Annotated in this window: 25 protein-coding genes; 10 read left to right on the top strand and 15 right to left on the bottom strand. The window is 64.4% G+C overall.

What is annotated here, in order from left to right:
• From AC0QTX_RS14185 to AC0QTX_RS14175, 3 genes are all read right to left on the bottom strand, one after another.
• A partial coding sequence (locus AC0QTX_RS14185) for a HAMP domain-containing protein (RefSeq protein ID WP_474604464.1) occupies nt 1-767 on the bottom strand: 767 nt, incomplete at its 3' end.
• A gap of 263 nt (nt 768-1,030) precedes the next feature.
• On the bottom strand, nt 1,031-1,198 hold the full coding sequence (locus tag AC0QTX_RS14180; protein ID WP_474604463.1) for a DUF3606 domain-containing protein: 168 nt from the start codon (nt 1,196-1,198) through the stop codon (nt 1,031-1,033).
• Nucleotides 1,199-1,312: 114 nt separating this feature from the next.
• A complete protein-coding gene (locus AC0QTX_RS14175) occupies nt 1,313-3,112 on the bottom strand; it encodes an ABC transporter transmembrane domain-containing protein (protein WP_474604462.1) in 1,800 nt (599 codons plus the stop codon).
• A gap of 256 nt (nt 3,113-3,368) precedes the next feature.
• Here AC0QTX_RS14175 and rpmE point away from each other — a divergent pair, with 256 nt between their 5' ends.
• Nucleotides 3,369-3,608, top strand: a complete 240-nt coding sequence (gene rpmE / locus AC0QTX_RS14170) for a 50S ribosomal protein L31 (protein WP_474604461.1) — start codon at nt 3,369-3,371, stop codon at nt 3,606-3,608.
• A gap of 75 nt (nt 3,609-3,683) precedes the next feature.
• On the opposite strand, the gene rcdA is transcribed toward rpmE, so the two are convergent.
• On the bottom strand, nt 3,684-4,214 hold the full coding sequence (gene rcdA, locus AC0QTX_RS14165) for a protease adaptor protein RcdA (RefSeq protein WP_474604460.1): 531 nt from the start codon (nt 4,212-4,214) through the stop codon (nt 3,684-3,686).
• A gap of 356 nt (nt 4,215-4,570) precedes the next feature.
• Nucleotides 4,571-4,777 (bottom strand): DUF1192 domain-containing protein, encoded by a 207-nt coding sequence (locus AC0QTX_RS14160; RefSeq protein ID WP_474604459.1) that lies wholly within the window; start codon nt 4,775-4,777, stop codon nt 4,571-4,573.
• 100 nt (nt 4,778-4,877) lie between these two features.
• Between AC0QTX_RS14160 and AC0QTX_RS14155 the strand changes: the two genes are divergently transcribed.
• Both AC0QTX_RS14155 and AC0QTX_RS14150 read left to right on the top strand, forming a co-directional pair.
• Nucleotides 4,878-5,876: an NAD(P)H-quinone oxidoreductase gene (locus tag AC0QTX_RS14155; RefSeq protein WP_474604458.1), complete on the top strand. Its 999-nt coding sequence runs from the start codon at nt 4,878-4,880 to the stop codon at nt 5,874-5,876.
• A gap of 234 nt (nt 5,877-6,110) precedes the next feature.
• Nucleotides 6,111-6,830, top strand: coding sequence for a DUF1013 domain-containing protein (locus tag AC0QTX_RS14150; protein ID WP_474604457.1), 720 nt, complete (start codon nt 6,111-6,113; stop codon nt 6,828-6,830).
• Nucleotides 6,831-7,139: 309 nt separating this feature from the next.
• Here the strand turns inward: AC0QTX_RS14150 and AC0QTX_RS14145 are convergent, their stop codons facing one another.
• Nucleotides 7,140-9,053 carry a propionyl-CoA synthetase gene (locus AC0QTX_RS14145; RefSeq protein WP_474604456.1) on the bottom strand — a complete coding sequence of 638 codons (1,914 nt, stop codon included), beginning with the start codon at nt 9,051-9,053 and terminating at the stop codon, nt 7,140-7,142.
• Nucleotides 9,054-9,168: 115 nt separating this feature from the next.
• On the opposite strand from AC0QTX_RS14145, the gene AC0QTX_RS14140 reads away from it, so the two are divergent.
• Nucleotides 9,169-9,927 (top strand): sulfite exporter TauE/SafE family protein, encoded by a 759-nt coding sequence (locus tag AC0QTX_RS14140; RefSeq protein ID WP_474604455.1) that lies wholly within the window; start codon nt 9,169-9,171, stop codon nt 9,925-9,927.
• 76 nt (nt 9,928-10,003) lie between these two features.
• Here AC0QTX_RS14140 and AC0QTX_RS14135 read toward each other — a convergent pair whose 3' ends face one another.
• On the bottom strand, nt 10,004-10,186 hold the full coding sequence (locus AC0QTX_RS14135; RefSeq protein WP_474604454.1) for a YdcH family protein: 183 nt from the start codon (nt 10,184-10,186) through the stop codon (nt 10,004-10,006).
• A gap of 324 nt (nt 10,187-10,510) precedes the next feature.
• Between AC0QTX_RS14135 and AC0QTX_RS14130 the strand changes: the two genes are divergently transcribed.
• From AC0QTX_RS14130 to AC0QTX_RS14105, 6 genes are all read left to right on the top strand, one after another.
• Nucleotides 10,511-10,711, top strand: coding sequence for a YdcH family protein (locus tag AC0QTX_RS14130; protein ID WP_036355000.1), 201 nt, complete (start codon nt 10,511-10,513; stop codon nt 10,709-10,711).
• A gap of 96 nt (nt 10,712-10,807) precedes the next feature.
• Nucleotides 10,808-11,299, top strand: a complete 492-nt coding sequence (purE, locus tag AC0QTX_RS14125; RefSeq protein WP_474604453.1) for a 5-(carboxyamino)imidazole ribonucleotide mutase — start codon at nt 10,808-10,810, stop codon at nt 11,297-11,299.
• Nucleotides 11,289-12,386, top strand: a complete 1,098-nt coding sequence (locus tag AC0QTX_RS14120) for a 5-(carboxyamino)imidazole ribonucleotide synthase (protein ID WP_474604452.1) — start codon at nt 11,289-11,291, stop codon at nt 12,384-12,386. The genes purE and AC0QTX_RS14120 overlap by 11 nt, the downstream gene beginning before the upstream one ends.
• Nucleotides 12,387-12,555: 169 nt before the next feature.
• Nucleotides 12,556-12,789, top strand: a complete 234-nt coding sequence (rpsU, locus tag AC0QTX_RS14115) for a 30S ribosomal protein S21 (protein ID WP_036355008.1) — start codon at nt 12,556-12,558, stop codon at nt 12,787-12,789.
• A 233-nt stretch (nt 12,790-13,022) separates the two neighbouring features.
• On the top strand, nt 13,023-13,886 hold the full coding sequence (locus AC0QTX_RS14110) for a tetratricopeptide repeat protein (protein ID WP_474604451.1): 864 nt from the start codon (nt 13,023-13,025) through the stop codon (nt 13,884-13,886).
• A 21-nt stretch (nt 13,887-13,907) separates the two neighbouring features.
• A complete protein-coding gene (locus tag AC0QTX_RS14105) occupies nt 13,908-14,531 on the top strand; it encodes a nucleotidyltransferase family protein (protein ID WP_474604450.1) in 624 nt (207 codons plus the stop codon).
• 602 nt (nt 14,532-15,133) lie between these two features.
• On the opposite strand, the gene AC0QTX_RS14100 is transcribed toward AC0QTX_RS14105, so the two are convergent.
• The 8 genes from AC0QTX_RS14100 to AC0QTX_RS14065 form a co-directional block, all read right to left on the bottom strand.
• On the bottom strand, nt 15,134-15,613 hold the full coding sequence (locus tag AC0QTX_RS14100) for an N-acetyltransferase family protein (RefSeq protein WP_474604449.1): 480 nt from the start codon (nt 15,611-15,613) through the stop codon (nt 15,134-15,136).
• A 191-nt stretch (nt 15,614-15,804) separates the two neighbouring features.
• Nucleotides 15,805-17,202 carry an NAD(P)(+) transhydrogenase (Re/Si-specific) subunit beta gene (locus tag AC0QTX_RS14095; RefSeq protein ID WP_474604448.1) on the bottom strand — a complete coding sequence of 466 codons (1,398 nt, stop codon included), beginning with the start codon at nt 17,200-17,202 and terminating at the stop codon, nt 15,805-15,807.
• Nucleotides 17,203-17,206: 4 nt separating this feature from the next.
• The gene (locus AC0QTX_RS14090; RefSeq protein WP_474604447.1) at nt 17,207-17,653 is read right to left on the bottom strand and encodes a proton-translocating transhydrogenase family protein; all 447 of its coding nucleotides are present in this window, start codon (nt 17,651-17,653) and stop codon (nt 17,207-17,209) included.
• Nucleotides 17,654-17,686: 33 nt separating this feature from the next.
• The gene (locus tag AC0QTX_RS14085; RefSeq protein ID WP_474604446.1) at nt 17,687-18,823 is read right to left on the bottom strand and encodes a Re/Si-specific NAD(P)(+) transhydrogenase subunit alpha; all 1,137 of its coding nucleotides are present in this window, start codon (nt 18,821-18,823) and stop codon (nt 17,687-17,689) included.
• Between the two features lie 72 nt (nt 18,824-18,895).
• Entirely contained in the window at nt 18,896-19,189 is a 294-nt protein-coding gene (locus AC0QTX_RS14080; RefSeq protein WP_036355020.1) for an aa3-type cytochrome c oxidase subunit IV, read from the bottom strand.
• Nucleotides 19,190-19,303: 114 nt separating this feature from the next.
• On the bottom strand, nt 19,304-20,521 hold the full coding sequence (locus AC0QTX_RS14075) for a glycosyltransferase (RefSeq protein WP_474604445.1): 1,218 nt from the start codon (nt 20,519-20,521) through the stop codon (nt 19,304-19,306).
• A gap of 58 nt (nt 20,522-20,579) precedes the next feature.
• Nucleotides 20,580-21,947, bottom strand: coding sequence for an ABC1 kinase family protein (locus AC0QTX_RS14070; protein WP_474604444.1), 1,368 nt, complete (start codon nt 21,945-21,947; stop codon nt 20,580-20,582).
• A gap of 75 nt (nt 21,948-22,022) precedes the next feature.
• Nucleotides 22,023-23,345 carry an adenylate/guanylate cyclase domain-containing protein gene (locus AC0QTX_RS14065; RefSeq protein WP_474604443.1) on the bottom strand — a complete coding sequence of 441 codons (1,323 nt, stop codon included), beginning with the start codon at nt 23,343-23,345 and terminating at the stop codon, nt 22,023-22,025.
• Nucleotides 23,346-23,387: the final 42 nt, after the last annotated feature.

The raw sequence follows: 23,387 nt of genomic DNA, 5'->3' as shown, positions 1-23,387 counted from the left end.
GAGCGGGCGAGCAGGCCCACCTCATCCCGGCGCTCCGTGCCCGTGACGCTCACGTCCAGATCGCCCTCGGCCAGACGGCCCATCGCAGACGTCATCCCGTTCAGAGGGCGGACAACGGCGAAGATCACGATTGAACTGAGCAGTGCAACAGCCAGGAGAATGCCGATGGCAGAGGAAGCCATCAGGGTCGTAGCAGTGCTGGAAGCCAGTGCCTCAGCCTCGTAGCCAGCCTGAGCAAGCGCCTTCTCGTTGGCGTCAACGCGATCCTTCAGAAGGTTCCGGAGGCTGATACGAAGATCACGCCCCTCACCATTCGAGATCTTGAGCGCTGACGTATCGTCATCCTTCAGACCAGACGCGATGCTCTTATCCAACAGGGAGAAGTACTTCACGACTTCCGCCTTGACGTTCTCATTGATGGCGCGGCGTTCAGGTGAACCGGACAGGGCGACCAGCTGGTCGACGAGTTGCAGGACTTGGTCCTTGTACTGCCCGTAGACCTTCTCGGCGCTCCTCATCTTGTCCAGTTCGGAGAATGAATAGATGATCAGGTTCTTCTCCTGGATGCTGGCCTCATTCACTGAAGAATTAATCTTTAGGATCGTCGTGAGACGCGCAGCCTCGACTTCTGCCAGTTCTTTCATGTCAGCAGACAGAGCCGAGAGGCCACGCTCAGCGATAACAACCAAACCGATGGTGATGACGACAAAGATTGTGGCTGGAATAGCCAGCTTGATCATCAGCCTAAGATTATTGAGGAAACGCATCGTCTTTCAGTGGCCTGCCCGCATCGCCGCGGGAGGCGCGCGCCCCCCTGGCACGCAATATTCAGGCGACGAGACCATCGAATAGATAAGTAAATGAGAGTTTAACCAAGGACCATAAAGATTATTGAATATATTCTTTAGGTATTAATACGTATATCAATGTTTGCATCTAAACTTTCCTTGATTGTAATTAGATTATCTGCCTAGATCTGATACGAATTTTCCCTTCAGGTATTCCGTTTTTAACCAAAGAGACCCGCCCTCTAGAGCTTGCCTAAAGCTTGAGCGACGTCCTTAACCTGATCGCCGACGCGCCAGATCGCCTCGACCACCTGCCGGCGCGGGACGTGCCAGCGGTCGGACCAATACTGGAGGTCCCAGGGCTCGTGGATGTTGATGCGGGACGAATCCTGAGGATGTCTCTTGCTCATGACCATGCCGCCCTCCCGGCCGATCCTTAGGCTTGATCCTGTACGCAAGCTGATCAGATGGGAGCGGGCGATGGAATGTCAGCCATCGCGGCGAAATCTTTCGACGGAAAACGCCTATTCCGCAGCCTCGTTGTGCTCCCGCTCGCTCGTGAACTGGAGCCGCGCGAGCCGCGCGTAGAGGCCACTCTGGGCGAGCAGGGACTCGTGGGTCCCCTCTTCGACGATCCGGCCCTGGTCCATGACGAGGATGCGGTCGGCGGAGCGGACGGTGGCGAGACGATGGGCGATGACGAGGGTGGTGCGGCCTTCCATCAACCGGTCGAGGGCTCCTTGAACCTTGCGCTCGCTCTCCGCATCCAGGGCCGAGGTGGCCTCGTCGAGGAGCAGGATCGGCGCGTCCTTCAGGATGGCGCGGGCGATGGCGAGGCGCTGGCGCTGGCCGCCGGAGAGGGTCACGCCGCGCTCACCGATCATGGTCCGATAGCCCTGGGGCAGAGCCCGGATGAAGCCGTCGGCGGAGGCGAGCTCGGCAGCGCGGAGCACATCGTCCTCCGTGGCCTCAGGCCTCCCGTAGCGGATGTTGTCGAGGACGCTCGTGGCAAAGATCGTCGGCTCCTGCGGCACGAGGGCCATACGCGCGCGTAAGCTGGAGGGATCGGCCTCGCTGATGGGAACCCCGTCGACCCAGATCGTGCCGCCCTGCGGATCGTAGAAGCGCAGGAGCAGCTGCAGGATCGTGCTCTTGCCGGCACCTGACGGCCCGACGATGGCAACCCTCTCGCCGGAGCTTACCGTCAGGCTGAGGCCATGGAGAGCCCGCTGCTCGGAGCGGGTCGGATAGGCGAAATGCACGTCCTTGAACGACACCGTGCCCAGGGGCGGGTTCGGGAGGGGTCTCGGATGGCGCGGCGGCTCGATGGCGGGTTTGGTGGCGAGAATTTCGCCCAACCGCTCCGCCGCGCCGGCCGCCTGGGCGAGTTCGCCATAAACCTCCGAGAGCTGGCCGAGGGAGCTTGCGGCAAAGACCGCATAGAGGACGAACTGCGATAGCCGACCGCCCGTCATGGTGCCCGCCAGCACATCCTGGGCGCCGTACCAGAGCACGGCCACGACGCTCGCCGAGACCAGGAAGATGCCGGCGCCCGTGAGAAAAGCCCGCATGGTGGTGGAGAGCCGGGCCGCCCCGAACGCCTCCTCGGCGGCGGCGGCGAAGCGGGACGCGGTGATGCTCTCCATGCCGAAGGCCTGCATGGTGCGCACGGCTCCGACGGCCTCCGCCGCATAGGCCGAGGCGTCGGCCAGGCGATCCTGCGCCGCCCGCGACCGCCGCCGCACGGCCCGGCCCGAGAACACCAGGGGCAGGACGATAACCGGAATGGCGAGCAGCACGAGAGCCGAGAGCTTGGGACTCGTGATGATCATGAGCACGGTCGCGCCCAGGAACAGGAACAGGTTGCGCAGGGCGATGGAGATGGTCACCCCGAAAGCCGCCTTGACCTGGGTGGTGTCGGCGGTGAGCCGCGAGACGATCTCGCCGCTCTTGGTCTGGTCGAAGAAGGCCGGATCGAGGGAGGTCAGGTGCCGGAACACGGCGGAACGCAGATCGGCCACCACCCGCTCGCCCAGCGTGATGACGCAGTAGTAGCGAAGCGCGCTGGCCAGGGCGAGCACGCCAACGACGACGATCAGAAGGACGAAATAGACGTTGATGTAGTCCCGGCCCTGCTCCGAGAAGCCGAAATCGATCACCCGGCGCACGGCGATGGGGACGACGAGGGTGGCCGCGGAAGCCAGGATGAGAGCCCCCAGCGCCGCGGCGATCCTGCCCTTGTAAGCGAGGCCGTATGGAACGAGCGGCTTCAGGGCGCTCAGAGCAGCCTTGGGGCGAGATTGGGCGGAGGGCAAATCGGCCATGTCAGCCTTCGTTGACGGAAATCACGGTGTGGGCTGTTTCCATTGGCATGGAATCCGCCTTTGTCTTTTGAGCTGTCTCAATTTTCTGCAGCGAACCAGATCCATCTTGCTGAAAAGTGCTCCGGGACGGTTTAGCACCTTTGCCCCGGCTTGTTTCAACCACTTAAGTGAGGTATAGGCGCGCATTCATCAATTCAGGCTCGATCTCACATTGCGGGCTGACCAGACTTGGCTGGCCGCGAGAAGGACTATGGCAATGGCGCGCAAAGACACCGATCACCCCGACTACCACTTCATCAAGGTGGTCCTGACCAACGGCACCGAGTACACGACCCGCTCGACCTACGGCAAAGAGGGCGACACCCTCAACCTCGACATCGACCCGAGCACTCATCCGGCCTGGACCGGCGGTACGCAGCAGCTGCTCGACCGTGGCGGCCGCGTGTCGCGCTTCAACTCGAAGTTCGGCGGCCTGGGCATCGGCGCCAAGAAGTAAGCGGGCGCTAGGCGCCGGTCGCTTCACATCGGATTTGCAAAAAGCCCCGCTTCGGCGGGGCTTTTTCGTTGCCTCTCATTCTACCGGTCCGAATGCCCTCTGGAGCATGCCGAGCTGGGCCGCAATCGGATTGGCCGCCGCCGGCCGGGGAGCCGGGCCGGTCTCCGACATGAGGCGCTCCAGATGGAGGATTCGGGCGTGGAGACGGGTCGCGAGCCCCATGAGCTCCCGCAGGCGCTCCGGGAGGGCCTCGTACTCGCCGATGCTTGTCGTGGTCTCCGACGAGTTCAGGCGAACCCTGTTCTTCTCGTTCTGGGCCTGATCGGGAGAGATTTCCCCTTCCGCGACCGCCCGCTGCAGCAGGAGCCACGAGGCGACCTGCATCAGGCGGGTGGTGAGCCGCATGCTCTCGCTGGCATAGACGAGGCTCGTCTGGCGCTCCAGGTGCCGGGACTCCTCCCGGCCCGGGCCGTCGAGATAGGCAGCCGTTTCCTCGATCAGCTCCATGCCCTCCTGGAACAGGGCCCTGAAGGCTTCCGACCCCACGAAGCTCTGCCCGAACCGGACAGGATCGACACCAAGCTGGATCACGTCGGGCTCGTTCACGCGTCTCTCCCAAAGACCTGTCCTCCGCCAGGGGCGAAGGGCTACAACTCATGAAGGGATTATAGGACGGTCCGGGAAGACTTGCCTCGGTAACCTCTTCTTAAGGTTAAGCCTGTGCATCGGGTGGACCCGACGGGCCGAACGACGGGCAAGTCGAAGGGCCAAGCATCGGACCGATCCCAGAGGTGCCGATCACCGCTGGGCCCGATCCTCCAAAAAATTGAGCCGCTCATGGCGGCTCTTGAAGTCTAACAGGGAAGCGTCAAACAGAGTGGGCGTCTAAGCCACTCGGCATCCAGAGAGACCTGGATGCCGTCAATCATCCGCGAGAATGGTTAATACGCGGTTAAGCACCCCTAGGCCTGGCCGAGCTTGAAGAAGGCGCTCGCCTCGGCAAGGGAGCTTTCCTTTTTGGCCCTCGCCTCCTTGAGGCGGGCAATCTCCCGCTCGAGCATGCCGACACGCTCGTCGAGCTCATCGATGGAGAGCATCGAGAGGTCCTGGCCGATTTCGTGTCCGCTGACGATGCGGCGCGGTTCTTCGGCGAAGGGATCGAGGGCCATGGCATTCTCCTCTTCAAGGTTGATCGTGACGTTAATCCGGCATGTATTCCCTGCCAACGGAGCCTATATCCCGGGAGAGTGTTGACCAAAGGAGGGAAAAATGGGGCAGACTCCGGACATGATGCGCGCCGTCGTTGCAGAAGGAAGCGGCGGACCGGAAGTCCTCAAGGTCGTGCAGCGCCCTGTCCCCCGGCCTGGAGACGGTGAAATCCTGGTGCGCGTGAAGGCGGCGGGCGTGAACCGGCCCGACGTGATCCAGCGCCAGGGCGGCTATCCGCCGCCGCCCGGAGCGCCGGACATTCTCGGGCTTGAGATCGCAGGCGACGTGGAGGCCCTCGGTTCCCATGCCGCGCGCTTCTCCATGGGCGAGCCCGTCATGGCCCTGGTGCCGGGCGGGGGCTATGCAGAGTACGCGATCGTTCATGAGCACAACGCCCTGCCCATTCCCCCAGGCCTGTCCTACGAGGAGGCCGGAGCGATTCCGGAAACCTACTTCACCGTCTGGACCAACGTATTCGACCGCGGCCGCCTTCAGGCCGGCGAGACCTTCCTGGTCCATGGCGGCACCTCCGGCATCGGCACCACGGCGATCCAGCTCGCCAAGGCCTTCGGCGCCACGGTGATCGCCACGGCCGGAACCCGGGACAAATGCGACGCCTGCCTGCGGCTCGGCGCCGACCTTGCGATCAATTATCGGAACGAGGATTTCGTCCAGGCCGTGAAGGAGGCCACCGGCGGCCGCGGCGCGGACCTGATCCTGGACATGGTGGGCGGCGACTACATTGCCCGCAATTATGACGCGGCGGCCCAGGACGGTCGGATCGTGCAGATCGCCTTCCTGGCGAGCCCCAAGGCCGAGGTCGATTTCCGCCGCCTGATGGTCAAGCGGCTGACCCATACGGGTTCGACCCTGCGCCCCCGCTCGCCGGCGGAAAAGGCGGTCATCGCCCGCGCCCTCGAGGACAAGGTGTGGCCCCTCCTCGCCCAGGGGCGCTGCCGGCCGGTCATGGATTCGACCTTCGCCTTCGAGGACGTGGCCAAGGCTCATGCCCGCATGGACGGGGGCGAGCACATCGGGAAGATCGTATTGACCCTCTAGCGCATCGTTGATGCGCCACTTAAAGAATTGGCATCGGACGGATCCCGAAAGTGCTTTCCACTTTTGGGGCCGATGCTCAAAAATTTGCAACATCGCGGCACGATCCCTATAATCATCCCGTTTCCCTCACATCGTGAGACGAGATGCTCCGGTCCGCACCGGTTCGGAGCGCAAGAGAGTTTTGCCGTGCGGCGCCGAAATGTCCGGCGCCCGGCCTGAAGGAGGTTCGCTTACATGTCCCAGGGACCGCTGATGCCGAAGGCGACAGCCGTTTGGCTCGTCGAGAATACGTCGCTGTCGTTCGACCAGATCGCCGATTTCTGCAAGCTCCACCCGCTCGAGGTGAAGGGCATCGCCGACGGCGAAGTGGCGGCCGGCATCAAGGGCTCCGACCCGATCACGACGGGGCAGCTGACCCGCGATGAGATCGAGAAGGCGCAAGGGGACCCGAACCACCGTCTGCGCCTGGCCGAATCGCGGGTGAAGCTGCCCGAGCAGAAGCGGGTCAAGAAGGGCCCGCGCTACACCCCGGTCTCCCGCCGCCACGACCGTCCGAACGCGATCCTCTGGCTGGTGCGCAACCATCCGGAACTCAAGGACGCGCAGATCATGCGGCTGGTGGGCACCACCAAGACCACGATCCAGCAGGTCCGCGACCGCACCCACTGGAACTCGGCAAGCCTCACCCCCATGGATCCCGTGACCCTGGGCCTGTGCTCGCAGATCGATCTCGACTTCGAGGTGCAGCGCGCCGCCAAGGACCGTCCGCAGGTGGAGACTCAGGACCATGGCGGCACCCTGATGCCGGCGGAAGTCTCCACGGCCCCCGAGCGGCCCGTCGACCCCTTCACCGACATGAGCCGCCCGAAGCCGGCCCAGGAAGAAACCATCGACGTCAACTCGGTCTTCGCCAAGCTCAAGACGCTCAAGCGCGACGACGAAGACGAGGAATAAGCCTCACAACACAAGGCCCGGAGCGATCCGGGCCTTTTTTGCTTCCTATTCTGTCAGCCCGGACGGAGCGCAGCGACGATCCGGGGTCATTCAAACCAGTCCAACTCTGTCATCCCGGGGCTGCGAAGCAGAGCCCGGGATCCATAACCACTGACGATGCAGAACGAGGTGGGACGCTGATCGCCCTGTCCTGCAAAGTCGTGGTTATGGATCCCCGCCTGCGCGGGGATGACAGTGTTGAGTTTCCAGCGCTTGATCCTGCACCCGGTCCTGGATCGCCTGCGGCGTTCGGGATGACGCTTGGCAACCTCAGCCCGCCAGCCCCCTTGCCCGCAGCACGTCCCCGATTTCCTCGAGGATGATCGGATCGTCGATGGTGGCGGGCGTGGTCCAGGGATCGCCGTCGGCGATCTTCTTCATGGTGCCGCGCAGGATCTTGCCCGAGCGGGTCTTGGGCAGCCGCGGCACGGTGATGGCGAGCTTGAACGCGGCGACGGGCCCGATCTTCTCGCGCACGAGGCCGATGAGGTCCTTCTCGATCTCCTCGGGATTCTTCTGCACGCCGGATTTCAGCACCACGAAGCCGCAGGGCACCTCGCCTTTGAGCGCATCCTTCACGCCGATGACGGCGCATTCGGCAACGGCTGGATGGGAGGCCAGGACCTCCTCCATGCCGCCCGTCGAGAGGCGATGGCCGGCGACGTTGATGATGTCGTCCGTGCGGCCCATGACCCAGACATAGCCGTCCTCGTCGATATAGCCCGCGTCCGACGTGTTGTAGTAGCCGGGATAGACGGAGAGATAGGCTTGCCTGAACCGCTCCTCCGCCTGCCAGAGGGTCGGCAGGGCGCCGGGAGGAAGCGGCAGCTTGATGACGATGGCCCCCATGGTGCCGGGAGGGACCGGCTTGCCGCCTTCGTCCAGCACCTGCACCGTGTAGCCAGGCAAAGGCACCGTGGGCGAGCCGTGCTTGACCGGAAGGGCTCCTAAGCCCAGTGGGTTGCCGACCACCGGCCAGCCCGTCTCCGTCTGCCACCAATGGTCGATGACCGGAACCTGCAGGATATCCTCGGCCCATTTCACCGTGTCGGGGTCCGCCCGCTCTCCGGCCAGGAACAGGGCGCGGAAGGCCGAGAGGGCGTACTTCTTCAGGAGATCCGCGCTGGGATCCTCCTTCTTGATCGCCCGGAAGGCGGTCGGCGCCGTGAACAGGGTCACGATCCCATGGTCGGCGATCACCCGCCAATAGGCGCCGGCATCGGGCGTGCCCACGGGCTTGCCCTCGTAGAGGATCGCCGTGCAGCCATGCAGCAGCGGGCCGTAGACGATGTAGGAATGGCCGACCACCCAACCCACGTCGGAAGCGGCCCAGAAGACCTCGCCGGGCTTAACGCCAAAGAAGTTCCCCATGGACCATTTCAGCGCGACCATGTGGCCGCCGTTGTCGCGCACCACACCTTTCGGCTTACCGGTGGTGCCCGAGGTGTAGAGCACGTAGAGCGGATCGGTGGAGGCGACCGGCACGCATTCGGCCTGCTTTCCGGCCTCACGGGCGCTTGCAACCGCCTTCTGCCAGTCCAGGTCGCGGCCCTCGACGAGGGAAGCCTCGCATTGCGGCCGCTGGTAGACGAGGCAGGCATCGGGCTTCGAGGCGGAGAGCGTGATCGCCTCGTCCAGGAGCGGCTTATAGGAAATCGTGCGGGCGCCCTCGATGCCGCAGGAAGCCGAAAGGATCGCCTTGGGCTTGGCATCGTCGATGCGGGTGGCAAGCTCCTTCGCGGCGAAGCCGCCGAACACCACCGAGTGGATGGCGCCGATGCGGGCGCAGGCCAGCATGGCGAACGCCGCCTCGGGGATCATCGGCATGTAGATGACGACGCGGTCGCCCTTCCGGATGCCCATGTCCTGCAGCACGGCGGCGAGCGTCGCCACCTCGTCCCGCAGCTCGGCATAGGAGATGCTCCGCTTGGAGTCCGTGACTGGGCTGTCGTAGATGATGGCCGCCTGATCGCCGCGGGTGGCCGCATGCCGGTCGACGGCGTTGTAGCAGGTGTTGCAGAGCGCTCCCGTGAACCAGGTGCCGTAAGCCCCTGCCGTGGCATCGAAGACCTTCTCGGCAGGCTTGATCCAGTCGATCTCCCGCGCGGCCTCCGCCCAAAATCCTTCCGGGTCGGCTTTCCAGCCGGCATAGACCTCATGATAGCGGCTTTGGGTCGATGACATGGCGTTTCCCCGTTGCGTTCACTGCATGAGACTTGAAGCGGCTGCTGTGGTAGCAGGCAGTGGCGTCGTGGTCAGCGGAGACTTTCGGCGAGTCCTGCTTTCGGCGAGTTCCCATGTGATTACCGACCCTCTCTTCTATGCCGCCGCCATTCCGGCCGTGACGCTCTTAGGGCTAGCCAAGGGCGGCTTCTCGGGCCTTGGCATGCTCTCCCTGCCGCTCATGGCCCTGGTGGTCTCGCCCGTGCAGGCGGCGGCCATCACCCTGCCGATCCTGATCGTCCAGGACGTGGTCTCGGTCTGGGCCTACCGGTACACCTGGGACCGGCGCAACGTCGCGATCCTGGTGGTGGGCGCCACCTCGGGAATTCTCACCGGCTATCTCCTGGCGGCTCAGGTGTCGGACGCGGCGATCAAGCTCGCCGTCGGGTTGATCTCCATCGCCTTCGCCATCCGGCGCCTTGTGCTGGAGCGGGGCGGACGGGAGCCGAAAGCGACGACCGCCGACGTGCCGCGCGGAATATTCTGGGGCTGGGTGACGGGCTTTACCAGCATGATCGCCCATGCGGGCGGCCCGCCCTTCCAGATCTACGTGATGCCCCAGCGCCTGCCGCGCGACGTCTTCGTCGGCACGGGTGCGGTCGTGTTCGCGCTCATCAACTGGATCAAGGTGCCGCCCTATCTGGCGCTGGGCCAGATGACGGCCGAGAACATGGCGACGGCCGGAGCCCTCTTTCCCGTGGCGATCGGCTCTACCTGGGCCGGGGTGCTGCTGGTGCGGCGCGTCTCCGGCCAGCTCTTCTATACGGCCGTCTATGTGCTGCTGGTCTTCGTGGGGGCCAAGCTCGTCTATGACGGGGCCCGCGCACTTCTCTGAAGGGGCCAAGCAAAAGCCGCCGCTTCGGGGTGAAGCGACGGCTTCTCGAGGGTGGGAAAGTTGAGGAAAGGCGCGGCTAGTGCACCGCCGATTCGGAGCTTCTCAGCCGTGTGATCTCGTCCTTGAGCTGAAGCTTCCTTCGCTTGAGTTCTGCCAGCCTGATGTCATCTGCGGAGGGTCGGTTGAGGGTGTCCTGGATCTCGCGCTCGAGAGCCCGATGCTTCCGTTCCAGTTCCGTCAGGTGATTCTGCAGCGGCATGTCAGTTCCTCCTATGTGATCTCTGACCCGGATATTGTGGCAGAGAGAGTGTGGCGAGTCGAAGGCGAAATTCGAAGAATCGCGAGTAGAAGATGCTTGAGCGATCTTGCTCTCCAGAAACCCGCAGAGCATACTTCCGCTCCTCTTCGCCCGGCCTCCATAGGCGGCTTGGCGTCTAGCGCATCGTGCGGAAAAGTGGATCCGGTTTTCGCTGACGCGGCCCTCTGGGTCCGCGCCCGACGATGCGCCGCTCGGGGGATTGAGCATCGGATCGATCCCTCAGGCGGAGACCACTTTAAGGGTCCGATGCTCTGGAATTTTTCAATGACCGAATTGGCTGAACTGGAAGCGGAATTGGCCCGCCTCAAGCAGGAACACCGCGATCTCGACATGGCGATCGACGCTCTGGAGAGCATGGTCGCCGGCGACCAGCTGCAGGTCCAGCGCCTGAAGAAGCGCAAGCTTTCCCTCAAGGACCAGATCATTCGGCTTGAAGACCAGCTCACCCCTGACATCATCGCCTGAGAATTCCGGTCTCAAGGGCCCGGATCGCCCTTGCCTGCCAGGGGAGCCTTCGCTATTCCGGCTGGATACAGAAGGCCTTGAAGCCGGAGCCACGCCATGGCGGGAAACCCCATTGCCATCATCATGGGCAGCCAGTCCGACTGGGCCACCATGCGCCACGCCGCCGAGACGCTGGAAGCGCTGGGCATTCCTTACGAAGCCCGCATCGTGTCCGCCCATCGCACCCCCGATCGGCTCTATGCCTTCGCCAAGAATGCCAAGGCTGACGGCTTCCAGGTCATCATCGCGGGCGCCGGAGGCGCGGCCCATCTTCCCGGTATGACTGCCGCCATGACGCCCCTGCCGGTCTTCGGCGTGCCGGTGGAATCCAAAGCCCTGTCTGGTCAGGACAGCCTGCTCTCCATCGTGCAGATGCCCGCCGGCATCCCGGTCGGGACCCTCGCCATCGGCCGGGCCGGGGCCGTCAATGCGGCGCTGCTTGCCGCCGCGGTGCTCGCCCTCCACGACCCTGAGCTCGCCGAGCGCCTCGATTCATGGCGCAAGCGCCAGAGCGAGGGCGTGGCCGAGCGCCCTTCCGATGAGAGTTGACACGCGCATGATCCGCCCCGGCTGCACCCTCGGCATCCTCGGCGGCGGCCAGCTCGGCCGCATGATCGCCATGGCGGCGGCGCAGCTGGGCCTGAAAACCCATGTCTACTCCCCGGACGAGAACAGCCCGGCCTTCGAGGTGGCGGCCGAGTGCACCATCGCGGCCTACGAGGACGAGGCGAACCTGGTGCGCTTCGCCAAGGCTGTGGACGTGGTGACGTACGAATTCGAGAACGTGCCGAGCGAGACCGCCTCGACCTTGAGCACCCATACCCTGCTGGCCCCCAATGCCCAGGCGCTGGCCGTGTCGCAGGACCGGTTCCTGGAAAAGAGCTTCATCTCAGGGCTAGGGATCGACGTTGCTCCCTTCGCGGCCTTCTCGGACGAGGCCGAGCTCATCGAGACCCTGGAGCGCATCGGCCGGCCCGCCGTGCTCAAGACCCGTCGCTTCGGCTATGACGGCAAGGGACAGGTGATGATCCGGCCCGACACCGATGCAGCCGCCGCCTGGGCGGAGATCGGCCGCGCCTCCGCCATCGTCGAGGGCTTCGTGCCCTTCGAGCGCGAGGTCTCGGTGGTTGCCGCCCGCACCGCATCAGGGGCATTCGCGGCCTACGATCTGTGTGCGAACGAGCACAGTCACCACATCCTGGACACCACCCGGGTGCCGGCCGGCGTCTCGCGGGACACGGAGGAGCAGGCCATCCGCATCGCCCGCGCCATCGCCGAGGCCCTGGACTACGTGGGCGTGCTGGCGGTCGAGATATTCCTGGTGACGGAAGGCGGGCGCGAGCGCCTCGTGGTGAACGAGATCGCCCCGCGGGTGCACAATTCAGGGCATTGGACCCTGGGCGGCGCCGCGACGTCGCAGTTCGAGCAGCATGTGCGGGCCGTCTGCGGCTGGCCCTTAGGGAGCACAGCCCGTCTCGGTCGGGTCGAGATGAAGAACCTGATCGGGCACGATGCGGATGCCTGGGAGGAAATCCTGGCCGAGCCGGGCGCGCATCTGCACCTCTACGGCAAGGCCGAGGCCCGCGCAGGCCGCAAGATGGGGCATGTGACGCGGGTTTTCCCGGAGCGGGACTGAACCTTTTCGAGACCCGGCCGTTGGTTCCTTGGCCCGGCGCTTTTCTTGAGGGGCAACCCTGGACAGGCAAGGCTCCTTCTGATACTGACGCCGGCCAGATAGAGGTGCGCCTGACGCGCCTCCTTTGTTATTTATCACAATCGAAACGGTTCAAATACGAGGAATTCGCGTGCAGGTTCTTGTCCGGGATAACAACGTCGATCAGGCGCTCCGCGCTCTCAAGAAGAAGATGCAGCGTGAGGGTATCTTCCGCGAGATGAAGCTTCGCGGCCATTACGAGAAGCCGTCCGAGAAGAAGGCCCGCGAGAAGGCTGAGGCCGTTCGCCGCGCCCGCAAGCTGATCCGCAAGCGCATGCAGCGCGAAGGCCTGCTGCCTTCGAAGCCGCGCCCGACGACCCGCTAAGCTCTCCGGAGCAGGCCTCTTTTCGAGGCCTTGCCTATCGGTTGTGAATCAGCGCCCGTCGCGCAAGCGGGGCGCTGTTTGCATGTCCAGGGCCTCGTTTGCTGCGACTCGATGCTACGCTCCTGCACGAATTCTCCGGCACCATGCCTTTCTGATGCCTTGTTTCACGGCTGTTAAGGATTTCCCGCCAGAGTGCCGCCTTCCTGGTACTGAGTAAGAAGCTGGAGACGAACGTGTTCGCCCCATCGATCCGCCGTTTTGCCCCCTTGAGCCTGACCCTTGTTGCCCTCGGCCTCTCCGCCTGCGGCACCACGAGCAGCGGCCCTGCCCAGCGCATCGCCGTGGTGGAAGAGGACACGCAGGGCACGAGCACGGTCAACATCTCGTCCCTCTCGGACGTGATCCAGCGCAACCCGAACGATCCGAGCGCCTACAACACCCGCGGCGCGGCCTATGCCCGGGTAGGCAATTACAGCAGCGCGATGACCGACTTCACCAAGGCGGTGCAGCTCGACCCGAACTACGCCCCGGCCTATGCGAACCGAGCGCTCGCCCTGCGGCAGACGAACCGCAATGACCAGGCGCTCGCCGACTTCACCCGCGCCATTCAGGCCGATCCGAACTACGGCCCGGCCTATATCGGCCGCGCCAACCTCTACCGGGCCCAGAACCAGTTCCAGGAAGCCCTCAGCGACCTGAACACGGCTACCCGCCTCCTGCCCGAATCGGCCGAAGCGCTCCATTCCCGCGGCCTGCTCTACCAGCGCCAGGGCATGCATCCCCAGGCGATCCTCGACTTCGACGCCACCATCGACCGCAACCCCTTCGTGGGCGCGCCCTACGCGGCCCGCGGCCAGAGCTTCGTGGCGACGAACCAGTACGACAAGGCCATCGAGGACTTCAACGCGGCCCTCAACGTCGACCCCAAGGACGCCAATTCCTGGGCGTGGCGCGGCGTGGCCCTGGAGCGCAAGGGCGACCGGTCTCAGGCCCTCGAGAGCTATTCGCGGGCTCTTACCATCGACAACAGCAACAGCGTCGCCCGCCAGGGCTCGTCCCGCCTGCAGGGCGGCGTCGCCGGCCTGTTCCGCTCCTGAAGGCTTCCGGAGAGCGGCGGCATGAAGCCCGCCCCTCCCCTGCGGACGATCTCCGATATCGGACGGATTCTCGAAGCGCATGCAGCCTCGCATGCGCTTCTCGTCCATCTGGAGAGCCTCGGGCTTCCCGATGCCTGGATCGGCGCCGGCTTCGTCCGCAACAGCGTCTGGGACGTGCTGCATGGACGGGCGATCGACGTGACGCGGCTTGCCGATGTGGACGTGCTGTTTTTCGGCCCTGACGACACACGGAAACAGCGCGAGACCGAGATCGAGCGTCGGCTGCGCATCCTGGCGCCCGGCATCCCTTGGTCCGTGAAGAACCAGGCCCGCATGCATCTGCGCAATGGGGATGCGCCCTACCGCAATACGCTCTCCGCCGTCGCCCATTGGGCGGAGACCGCCACGGCTGTTGCGGCTCGATCAACGGGAGGGCGGGTGGAGGTGATGGCGCCCTATGGCGTCGGCGACCTCCTGAACCTGATCGTGAGGCCGGCACCGGTCTTCGGGCACAAGATCGACGTCTATCGCGAGCGGGTCATGGCGAAGGACTGGCCAGCCCGCTGGCCGAGGCTGCGGATGCTGATGACGTGGGAGGAGGCCTATCCGGCGCCTCACAGCTCCTTGGACAGGATCGACATGTGAGGCGCAGTAGCGCGCAGCCTGTGTCGCTGCCACAAAACCTAACGAGCCACAGAATTGGACAAACGCTCTTTCATGGCAGGCGTGCAGATATCGTTCGTGGCTGATTTAAAGGCTCTGGATTGCTGAACACCATGAACGAAGGAAATTAGGGCAAGCTGCCGCTCATTCATGCGTACTTGATGACGAAAGTGTCTCATCAGTGGAGCAAAGAAGTTCTTGTTCCAGTCGATCCCGCACTTCTCAGCTATGCCCGATACGAGGCCGATGGACATCGCTCTGCGAGTGTCTTCAACAGAGATGGGAGGGTGCTTTAACTCGCTCTCTGTCGCAGGCGCACAAAACTTACCGTCAGAGCACATCAATGAGGGAAGGTTTTCCAAGGCAAGCGCTCTCATCTCATGAGCCATGGCCTCGGTAATCCGCTCACTCGCTTCGAGCTTTGCCTGCCCCTGTAAAAGGAAATATGTAGCAGCCGCGGTCAGAGCTGATCTTAAGCTTCGAGAAAATCTCAAAGAAGCAATCCTTGCCTGCAAATTCACCGTCGCAATAATATAATATTGTACAATCTAGCTACGTGGCAAGTCAGCCTGATATTATCCTCCTCACAGCTCCTTCGACAGGATCGATACGTAAGGCTCGAAACCGAAGGCGCGATAGGTGCGCTCGGCCCGCTCGTTGGCCACGAGGGCTCCGATGACGAGGCGCTTGTGCCCGGCTTGCCGGGTCAGGCGCTCGGCCTCGTTCAGCAGCATCTGGCCGATGCCCTGCCCACGCCAGTCGTTGTGCACGATCAGGTCCGTCACCGTGCCGTGGTTGCGCACATCGTCGAGCACGTAAGCCGCATCCTGATCGAGCGAGAATCCCATCGCGGCAATGGTAATCCCCTCCGCCTCCGCCAGGACGATGCGGCCGTTGCGGCGGGACAGACGCTGCATCAGCTCATCGTAATATTCCTCAGCCGCAGCGTAGTCGCGCCGACGGTCGCCGACCAGATCGGCTTCGAAGACATTGAGCTGGTGGATCAGCTCGACGACGGTGCTCCGGTCGGCGGGAAGAGCGGTGCGAAGGGTGATGGAAGGCATGAGAGGATCCGGCTGGAGCGCGTCAGGCGTCGCGTTAAAGCAGATTTCTCATCTGCCGTCATCGCCTCATACTCCGCATCGCTGTCATTCCGGGCTCCGCTCCGCGGCCCCGGAATGACAGTGGAAATGTCGATTGAGAATAAAAATGCCCGGCGCGAAGGCCGGGCATGAAGCGCTTCTCCGATCGATGATCAAAGGTTCTTCAGGATCTCGTCGACCACCTTCTTGGCATCGCCGAAGAGCATCATGGTGTTGTCGCGGAAGAACAGTTCGTTCTCCACGCCCGCATAGCCGGAGCCCATGCCGCGCTTGATGAACAGTACGGTCTTCGCCCGCTCCACGTCGAGGATCGGCATGCCGAAGATCGGCGAGGCCGGGTCGGTCTTGGCGGCCGGGTTGGTCACGTCGTTGGCGCCGATGACGAAGGCCACGTCGGCCTGGGGGAACTCGCCGTTGATGTCCTCGAGCTCGAACACCTCGTCATACGGCACGTTGGCTTCCGCGAGCAGCACGTTCATGTGGCCCGGCATGCGGCCCGCCACCGGGTGGATCGCGTATTTGACCTCGACGCCTTCCGCCTTCAGTTCGTCCGCCATCTCGCGCAGCGCGTGCTGCGCCTGCGCCACCGCCATGCCGTAGCCCGGCACGATGATGACCTTGGAGGCGTTCTTCATGATGAAGGCCGCGTCATCCGCCGAGCCCTGCTTCACCGGCCGGGTCTCGACCGTGCCGGCGGCAGCCCCTGCGGTTTCGCCGCCGAAGCCTCCGAGGATCACGGAGATGAAGGAGCGGTTCATGCCCTTGCACATGATGTAGGACAGGATCGCCCCCGAGGAGCCCACCAGGGCGCCGGTGATGATCAGCGCGAGATTGCCCAGGGTGAAGCCGATGCCCGCCGCCGCCCAGCCCGAATACGAGTTGAGCATCGACACCACCACCGGCATGTCGGCGCCGCCGATGGGGATGATCAGCGTGACGCCGAGCACGAAGGAGACCAGCACGATCAGCCAGAAGGCCGCGTGGCTCTCGGTGCGGATGAAGGCCACGAGCAGCACCAGCAGCAGGAGGCCCAGGCCGATATTGATCAGGTGCCGGCTCGGCAGCATGATCGGCTTGCCGGACATGCGCCCGTCGAGCTTGAGGAAAGCGATGACGGAGCCCGTGAAGGTGATGGCCCCGATGGCCACGCCCAGCGCCATCTCGAACAGCGAGCCGCCATGGATGGTGCCCTCCGTGCCGATGCCGAAGGCCTGCGGGGCATAGAGGGCGCCTGCCGCAACCAGCACCGCCGCGAGGCCCACCAGGGAGTGGAAGGCGGCGACAAGCTGGGGCATGGCCGTCATGGGCACGCGCCGGGCGGTCACCGCACCGATGCCGCCGCCGATGGCAAGGCCGAGGATCACCAGCGCCCAGCCGCCGAAGCCGTTGGGCGGCGAGACGAACAGGGTGGTGAGGATGGCGATCCCCATGCCCACCATGCCGTAGAGGTTGCCCTGCCGGGAGGTGGTGGGGTGCGACAGGCCCCGCAGGGCCAGGATGAACAGGACGCCCGAGACGAGGTAGAGGATCGAGGCTAGATTGGCCGACATCGCCTCATCCCTTCTTGCGGTACATGGCGAGCATGCGCTGGGTCACCAGGAAGCCGCCGAAGATGTTGATGCTTGCCAGGATGAGGCCGATGAAGCCGAGCGCCCGGGCCCAGATCGGGCCCTCGCCGAGGCTGGGCGCCACGTCGACGCCGACGGCCAGGACGGCGCCGACCACGATCACGGACGAGATGGCGTTGGTGACCGACATGAGCGGCGTGTGCAGCGCCGGCGTCACCTGCCAGACCACGTAGTAGCCGACGAAGATCGCCAGCACGAAGATGGCCAGGCGGAACACCGTCGGGTCCACGGCCCCGTGGGTGACGGCAGCGGCGGCATGGCCTGCCGTATCCGCCAGCTGGTCGGCAATGCTCTGGGCGGCTTCGGCAGCACGGCGGGCGGCATCCGCCGCCGCTCGGGCCTGCTCGACAGCCTGTTCGGGCGTGAGTACCATGATGTCCTCCCCTTGGACGGTCCCTTTGACGGTTTAAGCGGTCGGCTGGAAGGCGGTGTGAACGATGGCGCCGTCGCGGGTCAGGCAGGTGGCCTTGACCAGCTCGTCGTCCCACTTCACGGCCAGTTCCTTGGTGTCCTTGTTCACCAGCGTCTCGACGAAGGCATAGAGGTTCTTCGCGTAGAGGCTGGAGGCCGTGGCGGCGAGCCGTCCGGGCACGTTGAGGTGGCCCACGATCTTCACGCCGTTATGCTCCACCACCTGGCCCGGTACGGCGACCTCGCAATTGCCGCCGCGCTCGACCGCCAGATCGACGATCACCGAGCCCGGCTTCATGGATTCGACCATGGCGCGGGTGATGAGCTTCGGGGCGGGACGGCCGGGGATCAGGGCCGTGGTGATGACGATGTCCTGCTTGGCGATGTGGGCGGTCACCAGCTCGGCCTGCTTGGCCCGGTACTCGGCCGACATCTCCTTGGCGTAGCCGCCGGCGGTCTCGGCCTGCTTGAACTCCTCGTCCTCCACGGCGATGAACTTGGCGCCCAGGCTCTCCACCTGCTCCTTGGCGGCGGGGCGCACGTCCGTGGCGGTAACCACCCCGCCGAGGCGCCGGGCCGTGGCGACGGCCTGGAGGCCGGCGACGCCCGCGCCCATGACGAAGATGCGGGCAGCCGGCACGGTGCCGGCGGCGGTCATCATCATCGGGATCGCGCGGCCATATTCGGCGGTGGCGTCGATGACGGCCCGGTAGCCGGCGAGGTTGGCCTGGGAGGAGAGGACGTCCATCACCTGCGCACGGGTGATGCGGGGCATCAGCTCCATGGAGAAGGCCGCGACCTTGGCATCGGCCAGAGCTTTGAGGGCAGCGTCCTGGCCATAGGGATCCATGATGGCGATAACGATCGCGCCGGCCTTGGCGCCGGACAATTCGCCTTCGGCCGGGCGTCGGACCTTCAGGATGACGTCGGCATCCTTGAGGGCGTCGGCGGCGCTTGCCGCAACCGACGCGCCCGCGGCCTCGAAATCGGCATCTGGGATGCCGGCACTGGCGCCAGCGCCTGCCTGGACGACCACGTCCGCCCCGAGGGCTTTGTATTTCTTGACCGTATCGGGGGTGGCGGAAACACGGGTCTCCGCTCCATCGGTTTCGGAGAGAACGGCGATCCGCATTTTAGCCCCCTGCGATCTGGTCAACGGCTTGAGATCAAGCTCTTGTCTCGTATCAGATGAAACTCCCGCTGCTCAGTAGAAGACGAGCGCCAGGAGGAGAAGAACGCCGACCGCTGCGGGAGCCCGCACCCCGATGGAGGGAGCCATAGCCCCAAGTCCGCCGGCGGCCAGAGAGAGGACGACGCCGAAAATGGCCGTCAGCCAGGCGTGCTTGATACCGCCGACGGCCAGCGCCAGAACGTGGCAGATGACGACGGCGGTTGCAATTTCGGCAAACTGAATGAATCCGTTGTAGGTCGCCTCATGAGCGCGGCCGTCCATATCCGGACTATAGCCCCCATGCGGCGCATGTTTTGTATCGGCCATGATTCAAAGCCCTGTTTGAGCGTCACGTGTTAATTGCTGCGTTTAACGCATGCGGTGAGGAGCCGCAATCTTTCGAATGGCTCCCGGCGAAAACTTTATCAATGTTTCGTGGAATTATTGGATCCCCAGGAAATCGCGCCACTGGGGCAGGCACACCGTTTCGTAATCGTATTTCGCAACGGCGATTCGGCGGGCCTCCGCGGCCATGGCGGCGGACTTCTCCTTCTCGGCCAGGGTTTCGTGCACCCGCTCGGCCAGGGCCTTCTCGTCGAAGAAGGGGAAGAGACGGCCGTTCACCCCATCCTGGACGATCTCCCGCACCGGCTCCGTGTCGGAGGCCACGATCCGGCATTCGAGCGCCATGGATTCGATGGAGGACCAGGACAGGACGAAGGGGTAGGTCATGTAGACATGGGTCGAGGAGACCTGCAGCACCTTCACGAACTGGTCGTAGGGCAGGTTTCCGACGAAATGGACCCGGGACCAGTCCACCGGCCGCTCGATCCTGGCCTTGAACACGTCGAACCAGGACTGCCCGCCCGGAGCGGAGCCGGAATAGCTGGTGCCCTTGCCGCCGATGATCACGACCCGGAGTTCCGGGTCGATGTCGAGCAGGTAGGGCAGGCTCTTGAAGACGATATGGGCGCCCCGCATCGGCTCGATATTGCGGGTGACATAGGTGACCACGGGCTTGTTGCGGGTGAGCGGGGGGCCGTCCTGTCCGAGCCTGATGCGGACGTTCCGGTCGGGGACGAGCCGCTTGGTGTCGATGCCGTCATGAATAATGGCGAGCCGGTCGCGCAGATAGGCCGGGAAGGTGTCGCGCTGGTAGCGGGTCGGCGCCACCGCGAGATCGGCCGCATCCAGGGCGCCGAGCTGCATGGAGTTCTTGAGGCGCAGGCGCCAGATCACCTCCTCGTTGGTGACCGGGAACTCGGGATCGAAGTCGAGATCCTGCCCCTTGGCATGGTAGTAATATTCGAAATAGGCGACGTGTTTGGCCTTCGGCCAGATGTCCTTGAGGAACAGGTTTTCGCCCCAGCCCGTATTGACCACCACCACATCCGGCTCGAACCCCTGCTCGGCAAGCGCCTTGGCCCTGTGGGCGACGCCGTAGGCACGGCGCAGGCGCGGAATGACCGGTGAGTAGCGGTTCTGAAAGGGCGCGTCCTCCGGGCCCGGCACGGCATCGTAGGAGAAGTATTTCACGCCCGGGATGGAGCATTGCTTGACCATTCCCAAGCCCACGACCTCATGCCCCTCGGCGGCGAAGGACCCGGCCAGGCGCAGGAACTGTCCCGGAAAGTTCTGGTGAACGAAAGCGATCTTCATCGGCTGCCCCTAACTTACCGTCATGCCCTAAAGCCGAACGGCAAAAGATGCAACCTCATTACACAGGATTTGGTAAACCGGAAGCCGCCAGGACTTCCCCTTGCCTGTGCTCCAGGCTTTCCAGGGAAAAGCGATCGATCTCGTTCTCGAACAGGTGGTGATAGTTCAGCTCGGCCTTCAGGTGCAGGAAGACCGCCCCCAGGCCCACGGCAGCCCGGTCCATGAAGACGAATTCGCGCGGCACCGTGACGGGGCCCTTCTCCTTGAGCGCCTTGTGCACCTCGAAGGCCTGCCGGCGGCCGTATTCGCCGGGCTTGACCCCATCGGCCACGGTGCGGACACGGTCGTCGAGGAGCGGGGCGTAGATGAAGCGGGCCCAGATGTTGAGGATGTCGATCAGCTCGTTCGACAGGCTCTTGAATCCCCACGTCTCGTAGGCGTGGACGATGCGGGCGCGGTCGTCGGTCTGCAGGCCCCGGTAGAGATCGACCACGCCTCCGACGAAGCGCGGGTGGAAGATGCGGACGCAGCCGTAATCGAGGAGGTTGATGCCCCTCGCCTCCCCGTCCTCGGAGAAGACCGTGTAGTTGCCGAGATGCGGATCGCCGTGGATCACGGCCGCATGGCTGAAGGGGTGCCACCAGGCCTTGAACATGGCCACCGCCAGCCGGTTGCGGATCTCGACCGGGGCCTCGGTGAAGGCGAGGATCTTCTCGCCTTCCAGCCATTCGAGCGAGAGAAGCCGTTTGGTGGACAGCTCCGGATGAACCCGCGGCACCCGGACCTCCTCCACGTCGAAGAGGGTCTCGGCGTAGAGGGCGGCGTGCTTGGCCTCGCGCTCGTAATCGAGTTCCTCGCGCACCCGCTCGCCGATCTCTTTGGCGATCTCCCGCGTATCGATGGCCGGGTCCATGCGGCGGTGGACGGCGAAGACCCATTCGAGTTGGCTCAGATCCGCTTCCACGGCGGATTGCATGTCTGGATACTGGAGCTTGCAGGCAAGCTTCTCACCCTCCTTCGTGGTGGCCCGGTGAACCTGGCCGAGGGAGGCTGCAGCCGAGGGGGTGAGCTCGAAGGAGCCGAACCGGCTCTGCCATTGCGGACCCAGCTCCGCCTGCATGCGCCGCTTCACGAAGGCTGCTCCCATGGGCGGCGCTTCGCTCTGCAGCTTCTGCAGCTCGGCGGCATATTCCGGGGGGACAAGATCCGGGATGGTGGCCAGCAGCTGCGCCACCTTCATGATCGGGCCTTTCAGGCCGCCGAGCGCCTGAGCCAGCACCGCAGCGTTGGACGCATCGCGATCGTCTCCTCCGAACAGGCGCGATCCGGCCATGCGGGCTGCCACCCCGCCCATGTTGGCGCCTACCCGCGCATAGCGGGCTGCGCGCGCGGAGAAGCGGTTCGCTTCGCGGTCGGAATCGGCCATATCGTGAGATCTCTTGCTCTGAACTGGAGTTCTTAAGATATGTCGCGCCGCCAGGAACGCTAGGCCGCTGCGGCTTCAGGCCCTGCGGTCGCCGGCGGCTGCGAAAAGCGGCATGGGTTCGCTCAACCCCTTGAGGGCGAAGGCGCCCCGATCCTCCAGGTGCAGGTTGGAGCCCGCGACGAGGTCGCGCACGGTCCGCGACACCAGGACTTCGTGGCCATCGGCCAGGGCGGCGATGCGGGACGCGATATGAACCGCGATGCCGCCGATGTCGCCGCCTTTCATCTCGATCTCGCCCGTATGGATGCCACAGCGGACCTGCAGCCCCAGGACGCGCAGGCTCTCGATGATGGTTCCCGCACACCGGACGGCTCGGGCAGGCCCGTCGAAGGTGGCCAGGAAACCATCGCCGAGCGTCTTGATCTCCTGCCCCTTGAAACGGCCGATCTCGGCGCGGACGATCCGGTCATGCTGATCGAGGAGCGCGCGCCAGCTGCGATCGCCCATCTTCTCCGCCTTGCCGGTCGAATCGACGATATCTGTGAACAGAACCGTGGCCAGAACCCGGTCGGGTTCGCTCTCGCCATGCGTGCCTGTGAGGAATTCCTCGATCTCATCGGCCACCGGACTCGCATCGTCGGCCCACAGGAGATGGTCGATGCCGGGAAATTCGACATATCTCGCACCGGGGATATTGGCCGCGAGATAGCGGCCGCCCTCCACATTCACCCGCGTATCGCCTGCCCGGTGCAGGACGAGGGTCGGAACGCGGATCGTCGGGAGAATGTGGCGCACGTCGATCTGGCTGTTCATGCGCATGAGCGCGATGACGGATGACGGGCTGGCGCCCAGCCGCTCGAAGCGCGCCCACCATTGCCGGAAGCGTTCGTCCGCAACCTTCGTGGGCGCGAAAGCGGCAAGGCTCTCGCCCTGCCCCCAGAACCGGTCGATCCGCTCCAGAAACGTCTCGAAACGGTCGTGCGGCAGAACCCAGGTGTGGAAGTCGGCATAGGTGCCATAGAGAATCAGCGCCTGGGTGCGCTCCGGATAGGTCGCGGCGAAGAGCATGCTCATGGCGCCCCCCTCGGAGATGCCGAAGAGCGCTGCCTTCCTGCTGTCCACCGCATCCATGACGGCGCGCACATCGTCCATGCGCTCTTCCAGGGATGGCAGGTTTCCGAGGCGGTCCGAGAGACCGGTTCCCCGCTTGTCGAACAGGATCAGGCGGCTGAACGCGCTGAGCCGGGACAGGAAGCGCGCCATGTTCGGCTCGTCCCAGTAGAGGTCGAGGTTCGAGATGAAGCCCGGCACGAAGACCAGGTCGAGCGGCCCCTGGCCGATGACCTGATAGGCGACCCGAAGATCGCCGCTCCTGGCGTAATGCGTGTCGACCGGCATGGCCGGCTCCCGAACAGGCTTTCCGACGAAAAAAGCGGAAGC

The sequence above is a fragment of the Microvirga sp. jy35 genome (assembly GCF_056148915.1).
This window is presented reverse-complemented; position numbering and strand designations above follow the sequence as displayed.

What these genes read in the sequence shown, in the direction of transcription:
- AC0QTX_RS14180 (WP_474604463.1), bottom strand. Translation starts at nt 1,198, where the DNA reads ATGAGCAAGAGACATCCTCAGGATTCGTCCCGCATCAACATCCACGAG.
- AC0QTX_RS14175 (WP_474604462.1), bottom strand. Translation starts at nt 3,112, where the DNA reads ATGGCCGATTTGCCCTCCGCCCAATCTCGCCCCAAGGCTGCTCTGAGC.
- rpmE (WP_474604461.1), top strand. Translation starts at nt 3,369, where the DNA reads ATGGCGCGCAAAGACACCGATCACCCCGACTACCACTTCATCAAGGTG.
- AC0QTX_RS14160 (WP_474604459.1), bottom strand. Translation starts at nt 4,777, where the DNA reads ATGGCCCTCGATCCCTTCGCCGAAGAACCGCGCCGCATCGTCAGCGGA.
- AC0QTX_RS14155 (WP_474604458.1), top strand. Translation starts at nt 4,878, where the DNA reads ATGGGGCAGACTCCGGACATGATGCGCGCCGTCGTTGCAGAAGGAAGC.
- AC0QTX_RS14150 (WP_474604457.1), top strand. Translation starts at nt 6,111, where the DNA reads ATGTCCCAGGGACCGCTGATGCCGAAGGCGACAGCCGTTTGGCTCGTC.
- AC0QTX_RS14145 (WP_474604456.1), bottom strand. Translation starts at nt 9,053, where the DNA reads ATGTCATCGACCCAAAGCCGCTATCATGAGGTCTATGCCGGCTGGAAA.
- AC0QTX_RS14135 (WP_474604454.1), bottom strand. Translation starts at nt 10,186, where the DNA reads ATGCCGCTGCAGAATCACCTGACGGAACTGGAACGGAAGCATCGGGCT.
- AC0QTX_RS14130 (WP_036355000.1), top strand. Translation starts at nt 10,511, where the DNA reads ATGACCGAATTGGCTGAACTGGAAGCGGAATTGGCCCGCCTCAAGCAG.
- purE (WP_474604453.1), top strand. Translation starts at nt 10,808, where the DNA reads ATGGCGGGAAACCCCATTGCCATCATCATGGGCAGCCAGTCCGACTGG.
- AC0QTX_RS14120 (WP_474604452.1), top strand. Translation starts at nt 11,289, where the DNA reads ATGAGAGTTGACACGCGCATGATCCGCCCCGGCTGCACCCTCGGCATC.
- AC0QTX_RS14105 (WP_474604450.1), top strand. Translation starts at nt 13,908, where the DNA reads ATGAAGCCCGCCCCTCCCCTGCGGACGATCTCCGATATCGGACGGATT.
- AC0QTX_RS14100 (WP_474604449.1), bottom strand. Translation starts at nt 15,613, where the DNA reads ATGCCTTCCATCACCCTTCGCACCGCTCTTCCCGCCGACCGGAGCACC.
- AC0QTX_RS14095 (WP_474604448.1), bottom strand. Translation starts at nt 17,202, where the DNA reads ATGTCGGCCAATCTAGCCTCGATCCTCTACCTCGTCTCGGGCGTCCTG.
- AC0QTX_RS14090 (WP_474604447.1), bottom strand. Translation starts at nt 17,653, where the DNA reads ATGGTACTCACGCCCGAACAGGCTGTCGAGCAGGCCCGAGCGGCGGCG.
- AC0QTX_RS14085 (WP_474604446.1), bottom strand. Translation starts at nt 18,823, where the DNA reads ATGCGGATCGCCGTTCTCTCCGAAACCGATGGAGCGGAGACCCGTGTT.
- AC0QTX_RS14080 (WP_036355020.1), bottom strand. Translation starts at nt 19,189, where the DNA reads ATGGCCGATACAAAACATGCGCCGCATGGGGGCTATAGTCCGGATATG.
- AC0QTX_RS14075 (WP_474604445.1), bottom strand. Translation starts at nt 20,521, where the DNA reads ATGAAGATCGCTTTCGTTCACCAGAACTTTCCGGGACAGTTCCTGCGC.
- AC0QTX_RS14070 (WP_474604444.1), bottom strand. Translation starts at nt 21,947, where the DNA reads ATGGCCGATTCCGACCGCGAAGCGAACCGCTTCTCCGCGCGCGCAGCC.
- AC0QTX_RS14065 (WP_474604443.1), bottom strand. Translation starts at nt 23,345, where the DNA reads ATGCCGGTCGACACGCATTACGCCAGGAGCGGCGATCTTCGGGTCGCC.